General features: G+C 72.5%; 26 protein-coding genes. 19 read left to right on the forward strand and 7 right to left on the reverse strand.

What is annotated here, in order from left to right:
- Window positions 1–8: 8 nt before the first annotated feature.
- Window positions 9–1,529, reverse strand: a complete 1,521-nt coding sequence (locus ACQUQ1_RS14210) for a DUF790 family protein (RefSeq protein WP_435064962.1) — start codon at window positions 1,527–1,529, stop codon at window positions 9–11.
- A gap of 124 nt (window positions 1,530–1,653) precedes the next feature.
- On the opposite strand from ACQUQ1_RS14210, the gene ACQUQ1_RS14215 reads away from it, so the two are divergent.
- A complete protein-coding gene (locus ACQUQ1_RS14215) occupies window positions 1,654–2,067 on the forward strand; it encodes a hypothetical protein (RefSeq protein WP_435064963.1) in 414 nt (137 codons plus the stop codon).
- Between the two features lie 55 nt (window positions 2,068–2,122).
- On the opposite strand, the gene ACQUQ1_RS14220 is transcribed toward ACQUQ1_RS14215, so the two are convergent.
- A complete protein-coding gene (locus tag ACQUQ1_RS14220) occupies window positions 2,123–3,511 on the reverse strand; it encodes a DEAD/DEAH box helicase family protein (protein WP_435064964.1) in 1,389 nt (462 codons plus the stop codon).
- Between the two features lie 150 nt (window positions 3,512–3,661).
- Here ACQUQ1_RS14220 and ACQUQ1_RS14225 point away from each other — a divergent pair, with 150 nt between their 5' ends.
- Genes ACQUQ1_RS14225 through ACQUQ1_RS14235 form a run of 3 tightly spaced genes read left to right on the forward strand, consistent with a single transcriptional unit; the run spans window position 3,662 to window position 5,203 of the window.
- The gene (locus ACQUQ1_RS14225; protein WP_435064965.1) at window positions 3,662–4,402 is read left to right on the forward strand and encodes a winged helix-turn-helix transcriptional regulator; all 741 of its coding nucleotides are present in this window, start codon (window positions 3,662–3,664) and stop codon (window positions 4,400–4,402) included.
- Between the two features lie 55 nt (window positions 4,403–4,457).
- Window positions 4,458–4,871 (forward strand): DUF7344 domain-containing protein, encoded by a 414-nt coding sequence (locus ACQUQ1_RS14230; protein ID WP_435064966.1) that lies wholly within the window; start codon window positions 4,458–4,460, stop codon window positions 4,869–4,871.
- Window positions 4,868–5,203: a HalOD1 output domain-containing protein gene (locus ACQUQ1_RS14235; protein WP_435064967.1), complete on the forward strand. Its 336-nt coding sequence runs from the start codon at window positions 4,868–4,870 to the stop codon at window positions 5,201–5,203. The genes ACQUQ1_RS14230 and ACQUQ1_RS14235 overlap by 4 nt, the downstream gene beginning before the upstream one ends.
- An 11-nt stretch (window positions 5,204–5,214) precedes the next feature.
- Here the strand turns inward: ACQUQ1_RS14235 and ACQUQ1_RS14240 are convergent, their stop codons facing one another.
- On the reverse strand, window positions 5,215–5,997 hold the full coding sequence (locus ACQUQ1_RS14240; RefSeq protein ID WP_435064968.1) for a YihY/virulence factor BrkB family protein: 783 nt from the start codon (window positions 5,995–5,997) through the stop codon (window positions 5,215–5,217).
- 200 nt (window positions 5,998–6,197) lie between these two features.
- On the opposite strand from ACQUQ1_RS14240, the gene ACQUQ1_RS14245 reads away from it, so the two are divergent.
- The 5 genes from ACQUQ1_RS14245 to dnaJ all read left to right on the forward strand — a co-directional run bounded on the left by ACQUQ1_RS14245 (window position 6,198) and on the right by dnaJ (window position 11,558).
- A complete protein-coding gene (locus ACQUQ1_RS14245) occupies window positions 6,198–6,398 on the forward strand; it encodes a hypothetical protein (protein WP_435064969.1) in 201 nt (66 codons plus the stop codon).
- A gap of 82 nt (window positions 6,399–6,480) precedes the next feature.
- Window positions 6,481–7,107 carry a nucleotide exchange factor GrpE gene (locus ACQUQ1_RS14250; protein ID WP_435064970.1) on the forward strand — a complete coding sequence of 209 codons (627 nt, stop codon included), beginning with the start codon at window positions 6,481–6,483 and terminating at the stop codon, window positions 7,105–7,107.
- Between the two features lie 70 nt (window positions 7,108–7,177).
- Window positions 7,178–7,879: a hypothetical protein gene (locus ACQUQ1_RS14255; protein WP_435064971.1), complete on the forward strand. Its 702-nt coding sequence runs from the start codon at window positions 7,178–7,180 to the stop codon at window positions 7,877–7,879.
- A gap of 198 nt (window positions 7,880–8,077) precedes the next feature.
- Window positions 8,078–10,003, forward strand: a complete 1,926-nt coding sequence (gene dnaK / locus ACQUQ1_RS14260) for a molecular chaperone DnaK (RefSeq protein ID WP_435064972.1) — start codon at window positions 8,078–8,080, stop codon at window positions 10,001–10,003.
- 397 nt (window positions 10,004–10,400) lie between these two features.
- Entirely contained in the window at window positions 10,401–11,558 is a 1,158-nt protein-coding gene (gene dnaJ / locus ACQUQ1_RS14265; RefSeq protein WP_435064973.1) for a molecular chaperone DnaJ, read from the forward strand.
- Window positions 11,559–11,604: 46 nt separating this feature from the next.
- Here the strand turns inward: dnaJ and ACQUQ1_RS14270 are convergent, their stop codons facing one another.
- Both ACQUQ1_RS14270 and ACQUQ1_RS14275 read right to left on the reverse strand, forming a co-directional pair.
- Entirely contained in the window at window positions 11,605–12,144 is a 540-nt protein-coding gene (locus ACQUQ1_RS14270) for a CBS domain-containing protein (RefSeq protein ID WP_435064974.1), read from the reverse strand.
- 58 nt (window positions 12,145–12,202) lie between these two features.
- Window positions 12,203–12,571, reverse strand: coding sequence for a DUF555 domain-containing protein (locus tag ACQUQ1_RS14275; RefSeq protein WP_435064975.1), 369 nt, complete (start codon window positions 12,569–12,571; stop codon window positions 12,203–12,205).
- A 261-nt stretch (window positions 12,572–12,832) separates the two neighbouring features.
- On the opposite strand from ACQUQ1_RS14275, the gene ACQUQ1_RS14280 reads away from it, so the two are divergent.
- From ACQUQ1_RS14280 to ACQUQ1_RS14300, 5 genes are all read left to right on the forward strand, one after another.
- Window positions 12,833–13,012 carry a DUF7317 family protein gene (locus ACQUQ1_RS14280; protein WP_435064976.1) on the forward strand — a complete coding sequence of 60 codons (180 nt, stop codon included), beginning with the start codon at window positions 12,833–12,835 and terminating at the stop codon, window positions 13,010–13,012.
- Window positions 13,013–13,261: 249 nt separating this feature from the next.
- Window positions 13,262–13,483: a hypothetical protein gene (locus ACQUQ1_RS14285; RefSeq protein WP_435064977.1), complete on the forward strand. Its 222-nt coding sequence runs from the start codon at window positions 13,262–13,264 to the stop codon at window positions 13,481–13,483.
- A 64-nt stretch (window positions 13,484–13,547) separates the two neighbouring features.
- Entirely contained in the window at window positions 13,548–14,273 is a 726-nt protein-coding gene (gene psmB / locus ACQUQ1_RS14290; RefSeq protein ID WP_435064978.1) for an archaeal proteasome endopeptidase complex subunit beta, read from the forward strand.
- 28 nt (window positions 14,274–14,301) lie between these two features.
- Window positions 14,302–14,514: a hypothetical protein gene (locus tag ACQUQ1_RS14295; protein WP_435064979.1), complete on the forward strand. Its 213-nt coding sequence runs from the start codon at window positions 14,302–14,304 to the stop codon at window positions 14,512–14,514.
- Between the two features lie 112 nt (window positions 14,515–14,626).
- The gene (locus tag ACQUQ1_RS14300; protein ID WP_435064980.1) at window positions 14,627–15,043 is read left to right on the forward strand and encodes a Rieske (2Fe-2S) protein; all 417 of its coding nucleotides are present in this window, start codon (window positions 14,627–14,629) and stop codon (window positions 15,041–15,043) included.
- A gap of 69 nt (window positions 15,044–15,112) precedes the next feature.
- Here ACQUQ1_RS14300 and ACQUQ1_RS14305 read toward each other — a convergent pair whose 3' ends face one another.
- A complete protein-coding gene (locus ACQUQ1_RS14305) occupies window positions 15,113–16,681 on the reverse strand; it encodes a hypothetical protein (RefSeq protein WP_435064981.1) in 1,569 nt (522 codons plus the stop codon).
- A 112-nt stretch (window positions 16,682–16,793) separates the two neighbouring features.
- On the opposite strand from ACQUQ1_RS14305, the gene ACQUQ1_RS14310 reads away from it, so the two are divergent.
- The 5 genes from ACQUQ1_RS14310 to ACQUQ1_RS14330 all read left to right on the forward strand — a co-directional run bounded on the left by ACQUQ1_RS14310 (window position 16,794) and on the right by ACQUQ1_RS14330 (window position 21,431).
- Window positions 16,794–17,303 (forward strand): DUF6884 domain-containing protein, encoded by a 510-nt coding sequence (locus tag ACQUQ1_RS14310; protein ID WP_435064982.1) that lies wholly within the window; start codon window positions 16,794–16,796, stop codon window positions 17,301–17,303.
- A gap of 72 nt (window positions 17,304–17,375) precedes the next feature.
- Entirely contained in the window at window positions 17,376–19,262 is a 1,887-nt protein-coding gene (gene ligA / locus ACQUQ1_RS14315) for an ATP-dependent DNA ligase LigA (protein ID WP_435064983.1), read from the forward strand.
- A 34-nt stretch (window positions 19,263–19,296) separates the two neighbouring features.
- Window positions 19,297–19,500, forward strand: a complete 204-nt coding sequence (locus ACQUQ1_RS14320) for a hypothetical protein (protein ID WP_435064984.1) — start codon at window positions 19,297–19,299, stop codon at window positions 19,498–19,500.
- Window positions 19,501–19,525: 25 nt separating this feature from the next.
- Entirely contained in the window at window positions 19,526–20,302 is a 777-nt protein-coding gene (locus ACQUQ1_RS14325; protein ID WP_435064985.1) for an MBL fold metallo-hydrolase, read from the forward strand.
- Between the two features lie 142 nt (window positions 20,303–20,444).
- Window positions 20,445–21,431 carry a zinc ribbon domain-containing protein gene (locus tag ACQUQ1_RS14330; RefSeq protein ID WP_435064986.1) on the forward strand — a complete coding sequence of 329 codons (987 nt, stop codon included), beginning with the start codon at window positions 20,445–20,447 and terminating at the stop codon, window positions 21,429–21,431.
- On the opposite strand, the gene ACQUQ1_RS14335 is transcribed toward ACQUQ1_RS14330, so the two are convergent.
- On the reverse strand, window positions 21,428–22,543 hold the full coding sequence (locus tag ACQUQ1_RS14335) for a DNA topoisomerase IV subunit A (RefSeq protein ID WP_435064987.1): 1,116 nt from the start codon (window positions 22,541–22,543) through the stop codon (window positions 21,428–21,430). The two genes, ACQUQ1_RS14330 and ACQUQ1_RS14335, sit on opposite strands and share 4 nt — an antisense overlap.
- Window position 22,544 lies beyond the last annotated feature (1 nt).

Raw genomic sequence — 22,544 nt, forward strand, 5'->3', positions numbered from 1 at the left:
ACCCCCGGCTACCCCTTCTCGCGGACCGTCCCGCCGCCGAGCCCCTCCCACTCGACGCGGTAGCCGAGCGCCGACAGCGCCGCGCTCGCGTCCGTGAGGCCCGCGTCCGCGAGCGCGTCCTCCGCGTCGCCGTAGGCCATCCCGGCCTCGATGTCGTCGCCGACGGCGGCCAGCACCTCGGGTCGGACGAACGTTCCGCCGAGGCGCTCGTGCTCCGGGAACGCCACGTCGTCGAGGGCGTCGGTCGGGACGCCGTGCTCGGCGGCGAGGTCCTCGACGGCGACCACGTCCGCGTCGGGGACGAGTTCCGCCGGGAGGCCGGCGGTCACCTCGGCCGCCAGGTCTGCCTCGTACTCGCGGAGCACGTCGACCACCTCCTTCACGCGGACGGTGCCCGAGTAGGTGACGACGCGGTGGTCGCGGGCGGCCACCTCCTCGCCGACGCCGAGGCTCTCGTCGACGGCGACGACCAGTTCGACGTCCTCCACGTCGGCCAGCTGTCCGAGCTTCTTCTCGACGTACTCCGGCGTCCAGAACCCCATTACCTCGAAGAACACGCGGAAGTCGGCGTGGCGGTACTCGAAGGCGAAGTCCGGGATCATCACGCGCGAGCCGACGCGCAGCGGCTCCGGCTCGCGGGTGAGGTCCCAGTCGAGGTCGAGCGCGCGGAAGCGGGCGGCGAAGTCCGCCTCGACGCCGGAGTCGAAGGCGGGCTCCGCGAGCGGCTCGACCCCCGGGACCGACACGTCGCCGTCGGAGAGTTCGAGCAGGTACTCGCGGCCGCGGTCGTCGATGTCCGCCTCCAGCGTCCACTCGCCGGCGGTGGCGGCGACGGTTCGCAGGAGGCGGGCGAAGGCGGTGCCGTACCGTCGCGTCCGGCGGAAGAGGGCGTCCGGGCCTGTGAGTACCACCTCGCGATCCGTGGGTCCCTCGTCCTCGCGCACCCTGATATCGTACAGCAGGCCGAGGCGCTTGGCCGCGGAGACGAGCGCCTTCGGGTCCGTCGAGCGCACGCGCACCTCGGTGGCGTCGAAGAGGGCCGTCTGGGCGAGCGAGAGGTCGTACTGCACGAGCAGCTCCTCGGGGTCCCACCGCGGGTCGAACCCGGCGAGCACCCGGTTCGCGTCGCGGTCGGCGTACAGCGACGCCTCGATGTCGGCGGGGCCCACGCCGAGGCGGTCGGCCGCCCGCGCGAGCGCCGCCTCGCGCTCGGCGTCGCCGGCCACGCCGACCGCCTCGGCGCTCTCGAAGGCGACGCGGCGGGCGCGCTCGGGCGGGACCGGCGCGCGCGTCTCGAACGCGGCCTCACGCTCCAAAAGCGACGCGAGCCCCCGGACAAGCTTGTAGTCGTCGGCCTCCCGCTCCAGGTCCGTCACGGCGTCGTCGAGCGCGGCGCGCCGCTCGCCGACGTGTCCCTGGTGGACGCCGATGAGGCGGGCGGCGAGCCGGCGGGCGTCGGGATCGCCCGCGACGAACTGCGGGCGGTAGCCGCCGCGGCGGCTCACCCGGAGGAGGTCCTTCCTGAGCACGGCCGTTCGGGGGCGGCTACGCCGGCGGACGGTAAAGCGGCGACGGTGTGGTCGGGCGGTGGACCCTCTCCGCCGCCGGCGTGGATGGACAAGGCTCATACCGGATCCCCGAAATCGGGTGGACGTGAACCGACGTGGGTTCCTCGGGTCGCTCGCCCGCCTTTCGGTCCCGGCCGGCGCCGTCGGCGTCGCCGGCTGTACGTCCCCGGCGTCGCCGTCGGGGCCGCGGACGCCGCCGCGCTCGCCGGAGGCGACGGCGACGGGCGACGAGGGGCTCGTCGTCGTCGACTTCGCCGACGTGGAGGGCGAGGAGGGGAACCTGCTCGTGCGCGTCACCGTCGAGAACCGGAGCAGCGAGGAGCGCTCCGGCACGGTCGTCGTCAGGGCGAGGGTGAACGGCGAGGACGGGAGCGAGGAGGAGACCGTCTCCGAGGACGTGAGCGTCGCCGCCGGCGACCGCGTCAAGGTGACGCTCGCCACCTCGCTGTCGTACGAGGAGTTCAGCCGGGGCGGGTCGATGCGCGTCGAGATCGACTGAGCCGACGGTCCCGCTTCCGCTCGTCGTCAGTCGTCGCCGGGTCGCCGGCCGTCGCCTACCGCCGTCGCCGCGCGACCCGCTCCTCGGCCGTCTCGTTCGTCACGAGCTCGTACAGCACGGCGGTCCCGGCGCCGCCGGCGCCGGGGCGGAGGATCCGACCCAGGCGCTGGGTGAACTCCCGTTCGGACCCGGAGCCGGAGAGGATGATGCCGACGCTCGCCTCGGGCACGTCGACGCCCTCGTCGAGGACGTTCGCGGCGACGACCCGCGAGTACGAACCCTCGCGGAACCGCGAGAGGACCTCCCGGCGCTCGCTCGCACCCGTCTCGGCGGTGATCGCGGGGATCAGGAACCGCTCGGATATCCGATACACGAGGTCCGTGTGGGCGGTGAAGACGATGACGCGCTCGCCGCGGTGGCGGTCGAGGATCCGCGCCAGCTCCGCGAGCTTCGCGTCGGCGTTCATCATCACCTCGCGGGCGCGCTGTTTCGCGAGGAGCGCCTCCCGCGCCCGGGGGTCGGTCCCCGAGCGCTTCACCAGTTCCCGGTAGTCGGAACCCGACCGGAAGGTGATCCCCGCCTCGCGCACGTACTCGAGGAACGTTCCCTGCGCCTCCTCGTAGCGCTCGCGCTCCTCGTCGGTCAACTCGACCTCGACCCGGCGGACCTCGTAGTCCGCGAGGTGCTCGCCCGCGAGGTCGTCGGGGTCGAGGTCGTACACGACCGGCCCGACGAGGTCGGCGACCGCCTCGTGGGCGCCGTCGGGCCGCTCGAACGTCGCGGTGAGACCGAGCCGGGCGGGCGCGGCGAACAGCCGGGCGACGTCCCGGTACCCCTCGCCGCCGAGGTGGTGGACCTCGTCGAACACGAGGAGGCCGAAGCGGTCGCCGAGGTCGTCGGCGCGGAGGTACGCCGAGTCGTACGTCGAGACGGTGAGCGCCTCGACCGTCTGCTCGCCGCCGCCCAGGCGGCCGACCGGGACGTCGAACGTCGACGAGAGCTCGCGGTGCCACTGCTCCAGGAGGTCCACCGTGGGGACGACGACGAGCGTCGGGGTTCCGGCCGCGGCGACGGCCGCCAGCGCGATCACGGTCTTGCCGCTGCCCGTCGGGAGTTCGAGCACGCCGCGGCGGCCGTTCCCCTCCCAGGCGTCCAGCGCCTCGCGCTGGTAGTCGCGGAGGACGTAGCCCGAGGAGAGCGGCGGGAGGTCCGCGAGGTCGAGCACGCTGTCGGTCACGTCGCGGCCGCGGTCCCGGAGGGCCTCGCGCACCTCGCGGTAGCGGTGGGCCGGCGCCCGGAGGGTGCCCGTGCGGGGGTCGGACTCCACGCCCGGGAGGGCCGCCGCGTCGACGTCGGCGTCGGCCGCGGCGTCGACCCGGACCGTCCCGTCCTCGTAGGTGAGCGTGACCGACGACACGGCCGGGCGTGGGTCCCCGCGGCGCATAAGTCCGCCGTCGGGGGCCGACCGTGCGAACGGAAACCAACCGGTAACCGATCGGAAGCCGTTCGGCACGGTCGCTTTTCTCACATCGTCCGATACCCCCCTTCCGGGCGGCGTCCCGATCGGACGGGACGCTCCGTCCGGGAACGAACCATGACCCGACCAACGCGGCCACGAGAGACGCTCGTGCTCGTGCTCGTCGCCGTCGGCCTCGTCGCCGCGGGTCCGGCGACCGCGGTCCCCACGGGACCCGTTCCGGGAGCCGGAGCCGTCGGCGTCGACGCCGGCGGCGCGACCGACGGCGTCGGGGCGGTCGAACGCCTCGTCGACGACGGGACGGTCGACGTGCGGGCGCTCGGGACGCAGGCCACGGCGGCGGCCACGGACGCGCCGCACGTGGTGCTCCCCGTCGCGGGATACAGCCGGTTCGGGGGCGACAGCTCCGACCCGCTCGACCACGAGACGCGCCGTCGGATGCACGAGACGGTCGCGGAGACGCCCGGCATTCACCTCGCCGGCCTCGCCGAGGCCGTCGACGAGCCGGTGTCGACCGTCCGGTACCACGGCCGCGTCCTCGAACGCGAGGACGTGATCGAGACGGAGAAGATCCGCGGCAAGAAGCGGCTGTTCCCCGCGACGGGCGGGGAACGGAGCCGGACGCTGGACGCCGCGCTCGCCGACGGCGCGAGCCGGACCGTGCTGCACTCCGTGTGGCACAACGAGCCGACCACCGTGAGCGAACTGGCGGAGCGGCTCGACCGCGCGCCGAGCACGGTCTGTCACCACCTGAGCCGGCTGGCCGAGGACGACCTCGTCGTCCGCGACCGCGACGGGGAACGGGTCGTCACGGCGCTGACGGACGCGGTCCGTGACGTGCTCCGACGCCGTCACTGACCCTTTCGACGGGTCCGTCAGAACCACTTTTTCGGCGGGTACCCTCGAACCGGGTGTGACGACAGCACGCGGAGAGACGACCGACGACGTGTTCGCGCTGTTGGGACACCGACGGCGGCGGGCGGTCCTCCGGTACCTCCGGAGCAGGAACGGGATCGGCGACCTCGAGGTCGAACGGCTCGCCGCCGCCGTCGCGTCGATGGAGGCCGCCCGTGGGGGCGAGGGGAGCACAGAGGCCGCCCCCACGGACGGCTCCGTCGGCCCCGCTGTCGTCGAGCAGGTGTCGATCGCGCTGGCGCACGTTCACCTCCCGAAACTGGCGGACAGCGGCGTGGTCGACTACGACCCCGACGCCGGAACGGTCCGGTTCGAGGGGTTCGGTCCCGGGACGGTCGAGTCGCTCAGGCGGATCGAGTGCCTGGCGGGGGAACTCGCCGCCGCCGGCGACTCGACTCGCGTCTCCGGATGACCGATCGGGAGCCGGACGGGGAACGGTCGGACCCGACCGACCTGCCGGTCGACGGCGACACCGTCCTCCGGTACGACCCGGAGACGGGCGCCTACCGGGCGGAGTTCGACCCGACCGCGCTGCCGCCGAGCCTGCTCGTCCCGCTGGCCGTCGCGGCGCTCCGCGACGCCGCCCCCGAGACGCTTCCGGCCCTCCATTACTCGCTCGACCCGACCGCGCTCGACGGGATCTGCACCCCGGACACCGGAGCGGAGGCGACGTTCGCCTACGCCGGGTACCGGTTCACCCTCGACGGAACCGGGGTGTTGCGCGTGGCCGGCACGGAGGACTGACCGGCTGACCGTCAGTCCCGCCGGTCCGCGAGGACCGCGTTGACCGTCGCGCCGACCAGCAGCAGGAACGCCGCGGCGTACAGCCAGGTGACGACGAGCACGACGGCGCCGACGATGTCCGAGAGGGCACGCCCGCCCGTGGCCGCGACGTACAGGTCGAGGGCGGCGTACAGGGCCGCCCACCCCACCGCGCACAGCACCGTCCCGGGGACCGCCTCCCGGACCCCGACCGGCGCGTCGGGCAGGACGTAGTACGCCGGGAACAGCAGGAGGCCGAGCAGGGCGACCCGAACGACGGCGCCGACGGCCCCGCCCGCCGTCCCGACCACCGGGACGAACTCGATCCCGGCGAGGGCGACCGCGGCGGCCAGGACGCCGGCGAGCGTGACGACCGCGTCGCGGAGGTGCCCGAGGACGCCGTCGCGGTCGCGGGTCCGGTACACGCGGGCGAACGCCCGGTCGAGCCCGCGGAACAGCCGGCCAGCGCCCCACAGCAGGACCGCCAGGCCGACGGCCGTGGCCCGCGAGCGCCCGGTCGCGCTCGTGAGCACCTCGCGAACCGCCTCGCGGCCGGCGCCGGACAGCGAGTCGCCGAGGAGCGTCACGACGAGGCCGGCCACCCGGTCGCCGGCGACGACCGCGACTGCGAGCGCGACCAGCGCCGTCAGCGGGACGAGCGAGACGAGCGCGTAGTAGGCGATGGCGGCGGCGAGGAACCCGACCCCGGCGCTCCGACCGCGGGCGACGACCGCCCGGAGCGCGGCGAACGCGTCGCGAACGGCGTCGACGCTCATCCGGGGGCACCCGCCGGCGACGTCCTCGTCCCGGGTCGTCCGGGCCGTCCGAACACGTCCATCCCCGTGTCCGGCGTCCGTCGACCGCCGGCCTTGGTTATGGCCGTCGTACGCCGCGTCGGGCCGACCCTACCGGACGAACCGCCGAGCCTACCGCGTCGCCCGCAAGCCACACAAGGCAGACCGCCGAAGCGACGCGCATGAGCGACGACGCCGACGGCGACGCGACCGGGTCGAACGGGGCCGAACTGAACGAGGCGGTCGCCGCCTTCCTCGCGGGCGCGGACGACGTGTACGACGAGTACGACCGGGGGTACGTCGACGCCGACGCCGCCCTCTCGGTGCTGTCGAGCCGGATAGACGACCTCCGCGCGGCTGCCGAGGACGACGGGGAGGAGTGACGCCGGCGGACCGGCGTCCGCGGCTCCCGCCGGCGCGCCCGGATCCGCAATCCGTATCTCCGCGGGCCCGCTCCGAACGGGTATGAGCGACGAGGTCGACGCCGCACACGACGAACCGGAGGAGCCGACCGACGAGCCGGCGGACGCGGCCGCCGACGAGGGCGCCGACGCGGACGCCGCGGGCTCGGACGCCGCGGAGGGGGAGGCGCTCGCGGCCGCCGTCGCCGAGCACGACGAGGCGCTGGCGAAGGAGGTGGCGGAACTCGAACGGGAGGCCGCCGAGGCCGCCGAGCGCGTCGAGGAGCTGGAGTCGAGCCTGAAGCGGACGAAGGCCGACTTCCAGAACTACAAGAAGCGCGCCAAGAAGCGCCAGGAGCAGCAGAAGGCCCGAGCGACCGAGTCGCTGGTGAGCCGGCTCACCGAGGTCAGGGACAACCTGGTGCGCGCGCTCGACCAGGACGGTGACGCCGACATCCGTCCGGGCGTCGAATCGACGCTGGAGACGTTCGACCGGGTCCTCGCCGAGGAGAACGTCTCGGTCATCGACCCCGACCCGGGCGAGGAGGTCGACCCCGAGCGCCACGAGGTGATGATGCGCGTCGACTCCGACCAGCCGGCCGGCACGGTCGCCGACGTGTACAAGCAGGGGTACGAGATGGCCGACAAGGTGATCGAGGAGGCGCAGGTCACCGTCAGCGACGACGAGTGAGCGGGGCGGGGCCGGACGCCGACACGCGGGGTGCCCGTAGCGTTTTGTCGCGGTCGGCCGAGCGGTCCCCATGGAGTTCACCGTCCACGGCGACGCCGACGGCGGCCCGCTGTGTCTCGTGCTGGGGTGGGGGAACGCGCCGAACCAGCCCGCGGTCCGCTGGCTGCTCGACGCCCTCGGCGACGCCGGCTTCCGCACCCACGCCGCCGAGATCCCGACGACCGTGACGAGCTTCGAGGACGAGTACCTCCGGCCGCTTTCGGAGTACGTCGCCGACGCACCCGACTTCACGGCGACGCTGTCGCACAGCACCGGCGGGCTGATCGCCGCCCACGCGATCCGCCGCGGCGACCTGCCGGGACGGGCCGTCCACCTCAGCCCGTGGTGGGGACTCCACCCGAGCCAGCGGATCCCGTTCCGGATCCTCGGGCGGATCCCGACGAGTCGCGCGCTGATCTCGACCGAGTCCGACCCGAACGTGCTCGGCGACCTCGCCGACGCGGGCTCGCGCGAGGACACCGGCCTGGCCCCGTCGTTCGTCCGCGAGATCCGCCGCGGACAGGCGTCGCTCCCGGCGGCCGGGCCCGAGGAGGTCGCCTTCTGCACGCTGACCGACGGTCTCGTCGGCACCGACGCCATCGGCGAGCGACTCCCCGCCGAGCGGATCCGGCTGTACGACGGCGGCCACGAGTGCTTCGCGTCGTCCGGGCGGGACGCGGTGATCGACGACGCGGTCGCGGCGCTCCGGGAGGGACCGGCGGCGCTGCGGTAGCGTCCGGCGGGGCGACGGGGGTACCCCGAGGGGAGCGGCGGACGGTCGGGTCGCCTGGATTCGCGGTTCGTGATAAGCGTTGCCACTCGGCCGAGCGTCGATCGCGGCTAATCGCAAGACAGCGTCGATATCGGGGGCGTCCGCGGTACGCTCTGTCTAGTAACGTTTAACGGACTCGCGGCGCTATCACGGGCCAAGATGGCGACAAACAAGATCCTCGGGATCGACCTCGGGACCACCAACTCCGCGTTCGCGGTGATGGAGGGGGACGACCCCGAGATCATCGTCAACGGCGAGGGCGACCGGACGACGCCGTCGGTCGTCGCGTTCACCGACGACGGCGAGCGCCTCGTCGGCAAGCCCGCGAAGAACCAGGCGGTGCAGAACCCCGAGCGGACGATCCAGTCCATCAAGCGCCACATGGGCGAGGAGGGGTACACCGTCGAGATCGACGACGAGGAGTACACGCCCGAGCAGATCTCGGCGATGATCCTCCAGAAGATCAAGCGCGACGCCGAGGAGTACCTCGGCGACGACGTGGAGAAGGCGGTCATCACGGTCCCCGCCTACTTCAACGACAAGCAGCGCCAGGCGACGAAGGACGCCGGCGAGATCGCCGGCTTCGAGGTCGAGCGCATCGTCAACGAGCCGACCGCCGCCTCGATGGCGTACGGCCTCGACGACGAGTCCGACCAGACCGTCCTCGTGTACGACCTCGGGGGCGGCACCTTCGACGTGTCCGTGCTCGACCTGGGCGGCGGCGTCTACGAGGTCGTCGCCACCAACGGGGACAACGACCTCGGCGGCGACGACTGGGACGAGGCGATCATCGACCACCTCGCCGACGAGTTCGAGGACGAGCACGGCATCGACCTCCGCGAGGACCGGCAGGCGCTCCAGCGCCTGAAGGACGCCGCCGAGGAGGCGAAGATCGAGCTGTCGAGCCGGAAGGAGGCGAACGTCAACCTCCCGTTCATCACGGCGACCGACTCCGGGCCGGTCCACCTCGAGACCTCCCTGACGCGGGCGAAGTTCGAGAGCCTCACCGAGGACCTCATCGAGCGGACGGTCGGTCCGACCGAGCAGGCGCTCGAGGACGCCGGCTACGACGCCTCCGACATCGACGAGGCGATCCTGGTGGGCGGCTCCACCCGGATGCCGCAGGTGCAAGAGAAGGTCGAGGAGATCCTCGGCACCGAGCCGAAGAAGAACGTCAACCCCGACGAGGCGGTCGCGCTGGGCGCGGCCATCCAGGGCGGCGTGCTCTCGGGCGACGTGGACGACCTCGTCCTGCTCGACGTCACCCCGCTCTCGCTCGGTATCGAGGTGAAGGGCGGCCTCTTCGAGCGGCTCATCGAGAAGAACACCACCATCCCGACCGAGGAGTCGAAGATCTTCACCACCGCCGCCGACAACCAGACGTCGGTGCAGGTGCGCGTCTTCCAGGGCGAACGCGAGATCGCCGAGGAGAACGAGCTGCTCGGCGAGTTCCAACTCACCGGCATCCCGCCGGCGCCCGCGGGCACCCCCCAGATCGAGGTGTCGTTCAACATCGACGAGAACGGCATCGTGAACGTCGAGGCCGAGGACCAGGGCTCGGGCAACGCCGAGTCGATCACCATCGAGGGCGGCGTCGGCCTCTCCGACGAGGAGATCGAGCAGATGCAGCAGGAGGCCGAGCAGCACGCCGAGGAGGACGAGCAGCGCCGCCGCCGCATCGAGGCCCGCAACGAGGCCGAGAGCGCGGTCCAGCGCGCCGAGACCCTCCTCGAGGAGAACGAGGAGGACATCGACGACGACCTCGAGTCCGACATCCGCGAGGAGATCGAGGACCTCGAGGACGTGCTGGCCGACGAGGACGCCGAGACCGAGGAGATCGAGGACGCCACGGAGTCGCTCTCGGAGGCGCTCCAGGAGATCGGCAAGCAGATGTACCAGCAGCAGGCCCAGGCCGGGCCCGGCGGCGCCGGCGGCCCCGAGGGCGCCGCGGGCGCCGGACCCGGCGGCATGGGCGGCATGGGCGGTCAGGGCCCCGGCGGCGCTGGCGCGGCCGCCGACGGCGACGGCGAGGAGTACGTCGACGCCGACTTCGAGGACGTCGAGGACGAGGACGAGGACGCGTAAGCGTCCGAGGAATCGTCCGAGACTCGTCGGAGCTTGCTCCGACGTAGTCGACGACGAGGAAGACTCGTAGAGTCTGACGAGTCGTCAACTCGGAAGGCGAACGGAGTGAGTCTTCCGTAGTTTGAGAAAGCTCGCTTTGCTCGCTTTCTCAATGTGGACGAAGACGAGTCGTAGACTCGTCTCGTCTGCTCACGAGAGCGTCGCTCTCGTGAACGTGGACGACGAGGAGCGCGTTGCCGGAGCCAGCTGACCCCTTTTTCCGTTTCCACGCGCGATTCGAGGGCGCCAGTCCCGGCCGGCCCTCGTGGCGGCCCACGCCCCGCGCGACCCGTCCCGATCAGTCCTCCCGCGAGCCACGCGATTGAAATAGCACGAGCGACCAACCAACGAACAACCAATGAGCGAGGACTTCTACGACGTCCTGGGGGTCTCGCGGGACGCCTCCGAGGAGGAGATCAAGCAGGCGTACCGCCAGAAGGCCACCGAGTACCACCCCGACGTCAGCGACGACCCCGACGCCGAGGAGAAGTTCAAGCAGGTGAAGAAGGCCAAGGAGGTCCTCACCGACGAGGAGAAGCGCGAGGCGTACGACCGGATGGGCCACGAGCAGTTCGAGCAGGCCGAGAAGCGCGGCGGCTTCGAAGACGGCGCCGGCGGGATGGGGGGCGACCCGTTCGGCGGCATGGGCGGCGGGATGGGCGGGGGCGGCATGGGCGGCCTCGGCGACATCTTCGAGGAGTTCTTCGGCGGCGGCGGCCGCGGCCGGGGCGGCCCCCGGCCGGGCAAGGACCTCCGCACGAACCTCGAGATCGACCTCCAGGAGGCCCACGACGGCGTCACGAAGCAGTTCTCGGTCGCGCGGCCGACCCGGTGTGACGAGTGCGGCGGCGACGGCCACCCCGCCGACGCCGACGTCCGGACGTGCCCCCAGTGCAACGGACGGGGGCAGGTCCGACAGGTCCAGCAGACGCCGCTCGGGCGCGTCCAGCAGACCGGGACGTGTCCGCGCTGTGAGGGTGAGGGCGAACTGTACTCCGAGGACTGCGCGGTCTGTGACGGCTCGGGCGTCACGCGCGAGGAGGCCACCCTCACCGTCGACGTGCCCGCCGGCATCGAGGACGGCCAGACCCTCCGGATGGACGGCGAGGGCGCCCCCGGCGAGCCCGGCGCCCGCGACGGCGACCTGCTCATCGAGGTGCGCGTCGAGGGCGACGAGCGCTTCGAGCGCGACGGCGCCGACCTCTACCTGACCGAGCCGGTGTCGTTCCCGCAGGCGGTCTTCGGCGACACGATCCAGCTGGAGACGCTCGACGGCGCCGTCGAGTTCGAGGTGCCCGCCGGCACCCAGAGCGGCGAGACGTTCCGGCTGAAGGGGAAGGGGATGCCCCGACTGCGCCGCCGGGGGAAGGGCGACCTCTACGTACAGGTGCAGGTCGTCACCCCGGACGACCTCAACGAGGAACAGCGAGAGGCCCTGAAGGCGTTCGCCGAGGCCGGCGGCGAGGAGGTGGACGTGAACGAGGGGTTCTTCGAGAAGATCAGGAAGTCGCTGTAGGCTGGCGGCCGACGGACCCTCGGCAGCCGCGGTCCCGACTCGGCCCTCAGGACAGCTGCGCCGCCAGGTCGGCCTCGGTGATGATCCCGACCGCCTCGCCGCTCTCGGTGACGACGACCGCCTTGTAGTGCTCCAGCAGGTTCCGGATCTCGTCGACGGTCGCGTCGGGGCTCACCGGCGGGAACGACTCGGACATGACCTCGCTCACCGGCAGTTCCGCGACGTCGTCGCCCGCCTGGTTCACGTCCGAGAACGAGATGGAGCCGACGGGCGTCCCGTTCTGGATCACCGGGAGCTGCGAGTACGCCTCGCTCTCCATCAGCTCGACGGCCTCGCGCACCGAGTCGTCCGGGGCGACGCTGATCACGTCCTCGTGCATGATGTCGCGGGCGCGAACCACGTCGCCCTCGACCTCGTCGAGCGCCTCGACGATGCGCCGGAGCGTCGACAGCCGGGGGTCCACGTCGCCGCCCTCGATCCGGGCGATCAGCGGCTGCGAGACGTCCGCGCGCTCGGCGAGCGCGCTCTGGGTGAGGTCCAGCGCGGTCCGCCGCTCGCGCAGGTCCTGCGGCGTCGGGAGTTCCATACCGTGGAATTACCCGAGGTAATTAAAAAGCGTTCGGTCGCTCCGGCCCCCGGACGCCCTATCGGTCCTCCTCCTCCTCGTCGGCCTCGGTCTCGATCACGTCGATGACGTCGAGCGGGACGTCGCGGAGCGCGCCGCCGACCTCGCTCTTGGCGATCCGGGTGGCGTGCTCCTCGCTGTCGGCGTTGAAGACGTCGATCTCCAGCATCAGGCCGACCAGCGCCGTCGAGGCGGCGATGAACGCCGAGTCGAACGGCTCCCCGCAGGCCGGACACGGCGTCGCCCCGACCTCCACGTCGACGAACTCCTTGTCCGCCTCGTTGAGGCGGCGACCCGCCTCGCTCACGGCGACGCCGATGGCGTCGTCGACCGACTCGACGTCTCGGACCAACCAGGCCGCCTCGAGCGCGACGAGATAGTTGCTCATACACCACCATCGCCGACCTGTGGACAATAACCCGTTGATTCCGGGGGCGGCCGCCCGCGGGGATCGCGCCGTCGTCAGATCGACCGGGGCGAGCGCCTCCGCGAGGGACCTCCCCGACACCCGTGTCCGAACAATCGTTCGTGTATTTCGTATTTTATACCCATAACGTCGTCTTTTCAGCGCGATCACTATTCTATTGGCACAGATATTCTCTAGAAAGAGTTAATACCACGAACCGTATCGTGAGCGTGTACGCAACCGATGTCCCTGAGATCGCTGACCACGGCCCTGACGCTGTATCGCGGCACGTCGCTCACCGTCGACCGGGCGGCCGCACAGAGCGGCATCCCGCCGGCCGAACTGGAATCGCACCTCCGCGCACAGGGAATCCGGACCCCGGACGGGGAGCGCGGGTCCCCGACCGAGCGCACGCCCAACTGACCGCGGACGCCCCGTCCCGACGCCGCCGAGCGGCGGGGATGGGAACCCGCACGACACTCGGGAGTTTCCCGTAAGTTATGAGAATCCCCCGCGTCGGTCCTCCGAAAGCGCCGGTTCTCGCGGGCCGGACTCGGCGCCCGCGTCGCGTTCGACGGATATCGAGGAAACCGCACGACTGCGGAGGGATACACCGGGATCCACGGCCCGAAACGCTTATTACCGGGAGACGGCCCTTCCCCGTCAACGGTCATGACGCACGCCGCACGCGCCGTCCGCCACGCCGGACTCAACGCGCTCCACCACCTCACCGTCCTCGCGGGGATCCTCGCGTTCCCCGTCGCACTCCTCGGCCGTCGGGCCGGGGTGACCCTCCCGATCGGCCGGGTCGTCGCCCGGATCCACGAGGCATACGACGCCGCCGCCGACGGCGCGACCCCCACCGCCGACGAGGGCGACCAGACCGAGCGATAGCGCGGCCGTCGGCCGAGTTCCTGAAAGGGTGCATTTATCAGCGGCCGAGCCCTACCGCGAGTCAATGCGACCATCTAGTGACCTCGCGGACTTCGACGCCACCGGGGCCGACGAAACCGTGTTCGGGCCGGAACTCGGGGAGTTCCCCAACGCAGACGAGCGCCGCGCCCAGGCGACCGGCGAGGGCGAGATGAAGACCGGCACGACGACCGTCGGCCTCCGAACGGAGGAGGGCGTCGTGCTGGCGACCGACATGCGCGCCTCGCTGGGCCGGATGGTCTCCTCGAAGGACGTCCAGAAGGTCGAGCAGATCCACCCGACGGGCGCGCTCACCATCGCGGGGTCCGTCTCCGCGGCCCAGAACCTCATCCAGACGCTGAAGGCGGAGACGAACCTCTACGAGGCCCGCCGCGGCAAGGACATGAGCATGCAGGCGCTGTCGACGCTCACCGGCAACCTCCTGCGCTCGGGCGCGTTCTTCATCGTCCAGCCCATCCTGGGCGGCGTCGACGACGAGGGCGCCCACGTCTACTCCATCGACGCGGCCGGCGGCATGACCGAGGAGGAGTACACCGTCACCGGGTCCGGCTCCCAGTTCGCCCTGGGCGTGCTCGAGCAGGAGTACGACGAGGAGCTGTCGATCGAGGAGGCCGAGCGCGTCGCCGCCCGCGCGATCAAGTCGGCCGTCGAGCGCGACACCGCCTCCGGCAACGGCATCAACATGTGCGTCGTGACCGCGGACGGCGTCGAGGTCACCAAGCACAAGGACATCGACGAGCTGACCGCGTAACGGGGGCCCGACTCCCGGCCCGGCGGCGATGTTCGAGTTCGAGACCAGGTTCTGGATAACCGTCGCGCCGGCACTGACGAGTATCGCCGTCGGGGTCGCGGCGGGGGCGGCGCTCGACCGTCCGCCCGTCGTCGTCGCCGGCGTGGCCGTCGCCGTCGCCTGGGCGGTGCTCGCGTACGCGGCGTGTACCGCCCTCGGATACGGCGTCGGCGACGCCCCGGAGTACGAACCGCGGCGCTGAGGGGACCGTCGCCGCGACGCCGTCGTCGTCGCGGGTCCCCTCTCCGAGGGTCACTCGCGCTCCGGCCCCGGCGTCGTCATCGTTTTCTTGCGGGAGGGAGTAGCCGGCGACGATGGCCACCGGCACGCGAGTCGCGTCCCTCGACGACGTCCCGGAACGGGGGTCGTACCTGTTCACCGCGGCCGACCGCCACGCCACCGACCGGGAGGTGATCCTCGTCAGGTGCGACGAGGAGCCGGGAGTGCGCGCGTGGATCAACACCTGTCCCCACGAGTTCCAGCGCCTCGACCGGGGTCGCGGGGCGGCGATGCGCGACGGGGAGATCATCTGCCCGAAGCACGGCTCCATGTTCGACGCCTGCTCGGGCGAGTGCGACAACGGCGAGGCGGCGGGGACGACGCTCCCGGCCGTCGAGGTCGCCGTCGAGGACGGCGAGGTGTTCCTCGCGGACGACGACTACACCTTCCGTCACGAGGGCGGCATCGACGACGGCGGCGGGCCGAGTTCGACCTCCCACCTGTCGTTTTGAGGCGGACGGTCGGTCGGAGCCGCCGGCGGCGGCGTCGTCTGTCCCGTCGGCGACGTCCCGCCTCGGGTATCAGTTCCCGACCCAGTCCGCCAGCGTCCCGTCGAACAGCGTCTCGGTCTGGTTGTCGACGTACGCGCGCTGCATCGCGTGGACGGCGTCGGCGAAGTCGGCCCCGTCGTCCAGCCGGCGCCGCACCTGCCGGCGCTTCCACGCCGCGGGGGTGACGCCGCGGTCGGCCCGCCAGCGGAGGGGGGCGAGGTACGACTCCGCCTCGGCCTCCGGGAGGCCGGCGTCCTCGAGGCCCGCCTCGGCGTGCGAGAGCAGGTCGTCGAATATCTCGCCCCGGTCCTCGGTCTCGACGCCGTCGGTCGTCACCCACGAGAGGTCCGCGTCGACGCCGTCGCGGACGGCCGCGTAGAAGTTCGCCTCGGCCGTCTCCCAGTCGAGTTCGGCGACCGGGTGCCGGCGGCGGGGGAGGCTCTCCATCAGGCCCGCGAACGCCGCGAGGAACGCGATCGAGTCGGGGACCGTCGGCTGGGCGGGGATGGGACGGAACTCGATGCGGGCGTTCGCCGCCGAGCGGGTCGCCCCGTCGAACACCGGGCGGACCCACCGCCAGTAGGTGCCGTGCTTCCGGCGGAGCGTCGCGAACGCGTCGTCGAAGCGGTCGCCGGCCTCGACCGGCATCGGCACCATCGCCGGGTCGGCGGCGACCCGGTCGACCGCCTCCTCCACGCTGTCGAGGTCCCCGGGGAACGTCACCTTCTCGGCGCCCTCCTCGTTGAGCACGGATTCGAAGACGGCGACCCGGTTCTCGTGCCAGCCGTCACGCAGGATATCCTCGGGCGTCGCGTCCGCCTCGTACAGGTCCGGCGGGAAGAACGGGGCGTTGACGCCGAGCGCGAGCAGCGGCCCGGCGACGCGCAGCGCCACGTCGTGGTAGACGGGGATGTCCTCGGCGCGGGCGACCTGGTAGTGCGGCTGGATGGAGGTGATGAGGCTCTCGGGCATCACCGTGTCGGCGGTCAGGTCGACGTGTGGCGCCTCGACGGAGAAGGCGTCCGCGTCGGCGCTGTTGGCCATCGCGTGGTAGCGGACGGCGTCGCTCATGTTCGTCGCGACGCGGACGCCGTCGTCCTCGATGGAGTCGGCGAGGTACTCGCGCGCGGTCTCCCCGACCGGCGGGATGGTCCACAGGCCGTCCGAGACGAGGCGCATCCCCTCCGCGCTCGTGGTGTCGAGCGCGGCCTGGAGCCGGGCGCGCACCTCCGAGGCCTGCGCGCGCAGGCCGTCCTCGTTGAGCGGCTGGGGGCTGGTCGTCATCTCGGCGTTGTGCAGCCCCAGCTCCTTCTCGAAGCCGATGAGCTCCAGGAGCCGCCGCGGCACCCGGCTGAGGTGGTACGCCTCGTTGTCCGCGGGCGGCCCGGCGCCGGGGTCGCCCTCGCGCCAGCGGCCTTCCGAGACGGCGTAGAACTCGTACTCGAGGCCGACGATGGACTGGTGGTTGTCGAAGGTCCCCTCCCCGAGCTCCGCCTTCACCGTCTCGGCGTCGGCGGCCGCCCGGTGACGGAACTCCTCGGCGTCGACCGCCAGCACGTCCCGCACGCGCGCCGCGAGGTCGTCGTCGCCGTCGGTCATGTGGCCGCCTGCTCGCGCATCGGACTTGAAGCCGTCGCGTCCGCCGCCGATCGAGATCCAGATATCCGATCCGAGAACCAAGATTTATAAATACTAGTCCGGATCGGTGCGCATGGACACGTTCGGGCTCGTCCAGGCCGGCGCCTGCCCGTTCCGGGGACGCGGACGGGCCGCCGACCGGTACGCGACCGCCTTCTTCACGAAGAAGGCGGAGCTGGCCGAGCTGGTCTGTGACGAGTGGGTCGTCCTCTCGGAGCGCCACCGGGTGATCGACCCGGACGAGGAGGTCGAGGGGGTCGACCGGGAGTTCACGGAGCTGGAGCCGGCCGCGCGGGCCCGCTGGTCGATGGACGTGGTCGCGGAGGTCGTCTCCCGCGTCCGGAAGCACGAGTACGACCGCGTCGTCGTGTTCGCCGACCGGCCGATGCGGAACGCGCTGAAGGAGCGCGGCGGCCTCCTGAGCCGGGTGGCCGCCGCGGGCGCCGAGACGGTCGAGCCCCTCGCCGGCATCGGGGGACGCGAGCGCCAGGAGCGGTGGCTCGACGAGCAGCTCGAGATCCGCACGGGCGACGGCGAGCCGGCGGACGCCGACCTGGAGGCGGACCTGGGCGAGGCCGGCTGAGCGAGGGCCGGGGGACCCGGGGGGCGGCGGCGAGTCGTCGGAGTTATTCGCCCCGCTCGACTCCGGTCGGGCATGGAGTTCGCGACCTTCGCCGAGCGCGCGGAGGCGATGGCCGCCGAGGAGGGCGACCTCGCGACCGTCGCGCTCGTCGCCGACGCGCTCGCGGCCGCCGGCGACGACCTCGCTATCGTCGCCCGGTTCCTCCGCGGGGCGGTGTTCCCGGGGTGGGACGGCCGGACCCTGTCGGTCGGCCCGTCGCTGTGTCACGCGGCGCTCGCGCGGGCCGCGGGCGCGAACGTCACGGCCGCCGACGTCGAGGAGCGGCTCGCGGAGACGGGCGAGATCGGCGCAGTCGCCGAGGACCTCGACCTGGGCGGCCAGACGGGACTGGACGCCTTCGGCGCCGGTGCCGGCGGCGGGGAGGGGGACGGCGGCGGCGACGCCCTGACCGTCCGCGAGGTGTACGAGGAACTGGTCGCCGTCGCGGAGGCGACCGGCGACGGGAGCGAGTCGTTCCGCGAGGACGCGCTGTTCGGGCTGTTCACCCGCGCCTCGCCGACGGAGGCGAAGTACCTCGCGCGCCTCGTCCTCGGGGAGATGCGCGTCGGCGTCGGCGGCGGCGCCGTCCGCGACGCGACCGCGGAGGCGTTCCTCGGCGCGGCCGTGACGACGCCCGCCGAGGAGCGGCCGGAGGACGACCGCACCGATGACCTGGTCGAACTGGTGGAGCGCGCCCTCCAGGTGACGAACGACTACGGCCGGGTGGCCGAACTCGCCCGCGACGAGGGCGAGGCCGGCCTCCGGGACGTCTCGCTTGCGGTCGGGCGGCCGGTGCGCTCGATGCTCGCGCAGGCGGGCACCGTCTCGGAGGCGCTGGAGTCGTGGGGCGAGGCGGCCGTCGAGACGAAGTACGACGGCGCGCGGGTACAGATCCACTACGGGGCCGCCGACGGCGACGGGGCGGGGGCGGGGAACCGGGACGACGGAACGGTCGCCCGCGGGGACGCTCCCGGGGACGGCCCGGTCTCCGTCTACTCGCGCAACATGGAGGACGTGACCGACGCCCTCCCGGAACTGGTCGAGCACGTCCGGGCGCACGCGACGCCGCCGGCGATCCTCGACGGCGAGGCGGTCGCCGTCGACGACGAGGGCGAGCCGCTCCCCTTCCAGGAGATCCTCCGGCGCTTCCGTCGCAAGCACGACGTCGACCGGGTGCGCGAGGAGGTCGGGGTCGAGCTCCGGGCGTTCGACTGCCTCCACGCCGGCGGCGACGACCTGCTCGACGCGCCGCTCGTGGAGCGCCACGACCGCCTGCGCGGGGTGCTGGAGGAGGGCGTCTCCGAGCTTCTCGTCTCCGACGACGCCGAGGCGATCGAGTCCTTCGAGGCCGAGGCGCTGGCGGACGGGCACGAGGGCGTGATGTTGAAGCGACCCGACTCGACGTACGACCCAGGCAAGCGCGGGAAGCAGTGGCTCAAGCGCAAGCCGGATGTGGAGACGCTCGACCTGGTCGTGACGGGCGCCGAGTGGGGCGAGGGGCGCCGGGCGGAGTTGTTCGGCACCTTCGAGCTGTCCGTCCGGGACGACCGCGACGGCGCCGACGGCAGGTACGCGACCATCGGGAAGGTCGCCACCGGCATCACCGACGAGGAGCTCGCGGACCTGACGGACCTGCTGGAGCCGCACGTCCGGGCGGAGTCCGGGCAGGAGGTGACGTTCGCCCCGGAGGTGGTGTTCGAGGTGGGCTACGAGGAGATACAGACCTCGCCCACGTACGGGTCGGGGTACGCCCTGCGGTTCCCGCGCTTCCTCGCGGTCCGCGAGGACAAGGCGCCCGCCGACGCCGACGAGCTGTCGCGGGTGGAGCGCCTCGCGGACGGAGCGACCGGGAGGGGCGGCCCGGACCCGGCCGACGGGACGGGCGCGGCGGACGGCTCCGCCGGCGCCGCCGACGAGTGACAAGACACTACCCGGGGGCGCCCCTCGGGCCGGTATGGACGCACGCCGGACCGTCGCGGAGTACCCCCTGCAGGTCCTCCTCTCGGCCGCCGCCCTCGCCGCCCTCGTCGCGACCGCGGTCGTCGCCGCCGGCGACGCCTCGCTGTCGGTTACGCTGCGGGTCGCCGCCCTCGCGACCGTGCTCGCGCTGTTCGCGCTCGGCTTCTCGGCCGGCCCGCTCGCGGAACGGTACCTATAGGCGGCCGAGACCCGCAGTCGATCGTATGACGGTCAGACACGACGACCTGCGGGTCACGTGGTACGGCTACGCCACCGCGCGGATCGAGGCCGAGGACGGGACGGTCGCGTACACCGACCCCGGCCGCTACGGCGTGCTCACGGGCGAGTGGACGCCTCCGGGCGGCGGCAACCCTCGCGAGGCCGCCCACCCGCGGGCCACGGACCACCGGCCGATGGACGCGGACCTGGTTCTCGTCACCCACGACCACCACTACGACTCCGCGGGGATCGAACGCGTCGCGGCCGACGACGCCACCGTCGTCGTCTACGAGGGCGTCGACGCCGGGAACGTCGACCGCGACGTGAAACCCGTGGAGGACCTCCCGTTCGAGGTCGTCCGGATCGGCGAGGAGGACCACGTCGCCGTCGACGGCGTCGGCGACGTGTGGTCGGTGCCGGCGTACAACGAGCCCGACGGCCCGCACGCCGACGCCGACGGCTCCGTCACGCACCCGAAGGGACTGGGCGTCGGCTACCGCTTCACCGTCGGGAGCGGGGGGACCTCGGTGTTCTGGCCCGGCGACTCGGACGCGCTCGACGCGTTCGCCGAGCTCGACGCATCGCTGTTCCTCGCCAACATCTCGGGGTCCGTCTGCATGAGCGGCCCCGAGGCGGCCGACCTGGCCGAACGGATGGACCCCGACCTCGTCGTCCCGATCCACTACAACACCCTGGAGTTCCTGGAGGCCGACTCCGCGGCGTTCGCGAGCGACGTGGCGAAGCGGGGGATCCCGGTCGCGCTCGACGAGTCGGCCGGGTAGCGACGACGCGCCCGGCCGCCCGCCGGTTCGTGCCCCGTCCCCGGACCCGCGGCGTGTCCCGCACCCCGCTGTTCGTGTGGCGTCCAGTTTGCTACCGGCCGCGCAAGCTACTTCCCCGCCGGACGCCTGACGTTCGAGTGACATGCCCTCCCGCTCCCGTCCGCCGGGACGCTGTCCCGACTGCGGGGCCGAGCTGTCGGCCGTCGACCGGTTCTGCTCCGCCTGCGGCGCTCGCGTCGGGCGGGCCTCGGCAGACGACCGGAAGGCGGCCCGCGGTGCCACGGCGGCCCCCGAGGACCGCGCGTGGCTCCGCCGGCGCGTCGAGGACCTCCGCGACGAGGGGTGGACGCCGGTCGAGGACGACGGCGACCGGGTCGTCCTACGCAGGCGGAGCCTCGGCCGCCCGCTCGTCCACCTGCTGCTGCTCCCGCTGACCGGCGGCGCCGGAAACGTCCTGTACGCGCTGTACCGCTACACCTCGGGGGCGCCCCGACGGGTCGTCCACGCGGACGGCGTCGAGCGCCGGTTCCCCGAGCGCGGCGCCGGCATCGACCTGCCGACCGCCGCCGGCGCCGTCGCCGGCGGCCTGTTCGTCCTCCTCGCGGCGGCCTGGGTCGGCCTCGCCGTGCTCGCGAACCTCTCGACGGCCGCGGTCGCCGTCGGCGCGCTCGCGTTCGTCCTGCTCGCGCTGGGGGCGGCGCTGGTCCCGCGGTTCGCACGTGACGGCGTGAAGCCGGTGACGACGGTCGGGCGCGAGCGGACCGTCGAGCGCGAGCGCGTGCGCACCCCGCCGGAGCCGTGCGCCGCCTGCGGACGCCGGGTCGTCCGGGGCGAGCACCGCCGGTACGCGGATCGGCTGTACCTGTTCGGGCTGCCGGTGTCCACGTCGGCGTCGGGCGAGAACGTCTACTGCGCGTCGTGCGCCGACGAGACCGGGCGCCCGGGCGCCGGCGACGCCGGGGCGGACGCGGTCGACGCAGTCGAGGCGGAACTGGCGCGGCTCCGCGGGGAGCGCTCCGCGGAGACGAACGGCGGGTCCGGCGGGGGACAGGACGGCGAGGGGGAGACCCCCGCGGAGCGCGGTCGGGACCGCGCGGCCGCACGCGAGTCCGATCGGCCGGGCCGTTAGAGCACGCCCATCTCGCCGAGCCTCGTCGGGAGGTACTCGTCGGTCACGAAGTCGAGACCCTGCGAGGCCAGCGCCTGCTGTTCGGCCTTCTTCCCGATGTCGAGCTGGAGCTCGATCTGCTCCTCCCAAAAGTCGGTCTGGAACCGCGGGTCCTCCAGTTCCGACTCGAGGGCGTTCACGTCCGAGTCCGCCAGCGGGTCCGTCGGCAGGTCGTAGTCGACGATGTCCTGCGGGCGGATGCCGACGTACTCGGCCTCCGGGGTCGCGAGGTACTCCGAGAGGTGCGCGGACTTGATCGACCCGTACGCGACCGACCCGAAGATGCGGTACGACCACGGGTCGCCGTCGGTGAAGACCACGACCGGGAGGTCGAGTTCGTCGTGGAGGCGCTTGGTGATCCGTCGGGTGGCGCGCGCGGGCTGGCCCTTGAGGTGGACGACGAGGCAGTTGTACTCGGTGTCGAAGCCGTTCTCGACGAGGCGGTCGCGCATGCCGCCGGTCTCCACGCACAGCACGAAGTCGATGTCGTGGTCGAGGAACTCGATCGTGTCGGGGTTGTTCGGGATCTGGTAGCCCCCCTCGCCGACGTCCTCCTGGCAGTGGATGTCGCGCTCGCCGCGGCGGGTCTGCTCGCGCAGCTCCAGCGGGCCCATCAGCGTCGCCCCCGACTCCTCCGGGCGCATGTGGAAGTCCTCGCGGGTGACGCCCGAGACGATCTCCAGGTCCTCGATGAGCTGGTTCGACTCGTCCTGGTCGGAGAAGCCGGCGTCCTCGGAGTCCCACGACTCCGAGAGGTAGTACAGCTCACGCAGGGTGGACGAGCGGTCCTCGTCGAGCTGCTGGGCGAGGAACTCGACGGTGTAGGCGGCCTTCAGGAGCTTGCGCGCCCCGCGCACGGAGTTGGCCGAGCGCGTCGAGGTGCGGTCGCCGTACACCCAGACGCCGCTGTCCTCGTCGAAGACGATGTTGCTCTTGGTTCGCGTCGGCAGCGACATCTGCGGGATGTCGCCGCGCTCGAACTGGTCGTAGATGTCCGCCGCGAGGTCGATCAGCTGCTCGCGGGCCTGCTCCTCGTTCAGCTTCGTGTCGGATTCGGGTGTGTCTGCGCTCATT

It is taken from the genome of Halobaculum sp. EA56 (assembly GCF_051195075.1).
Lineage (GTDB): Archaea > Halobacteriota > Halobacteria > Halobacteriales > Haloferacaceae > Halobaculum.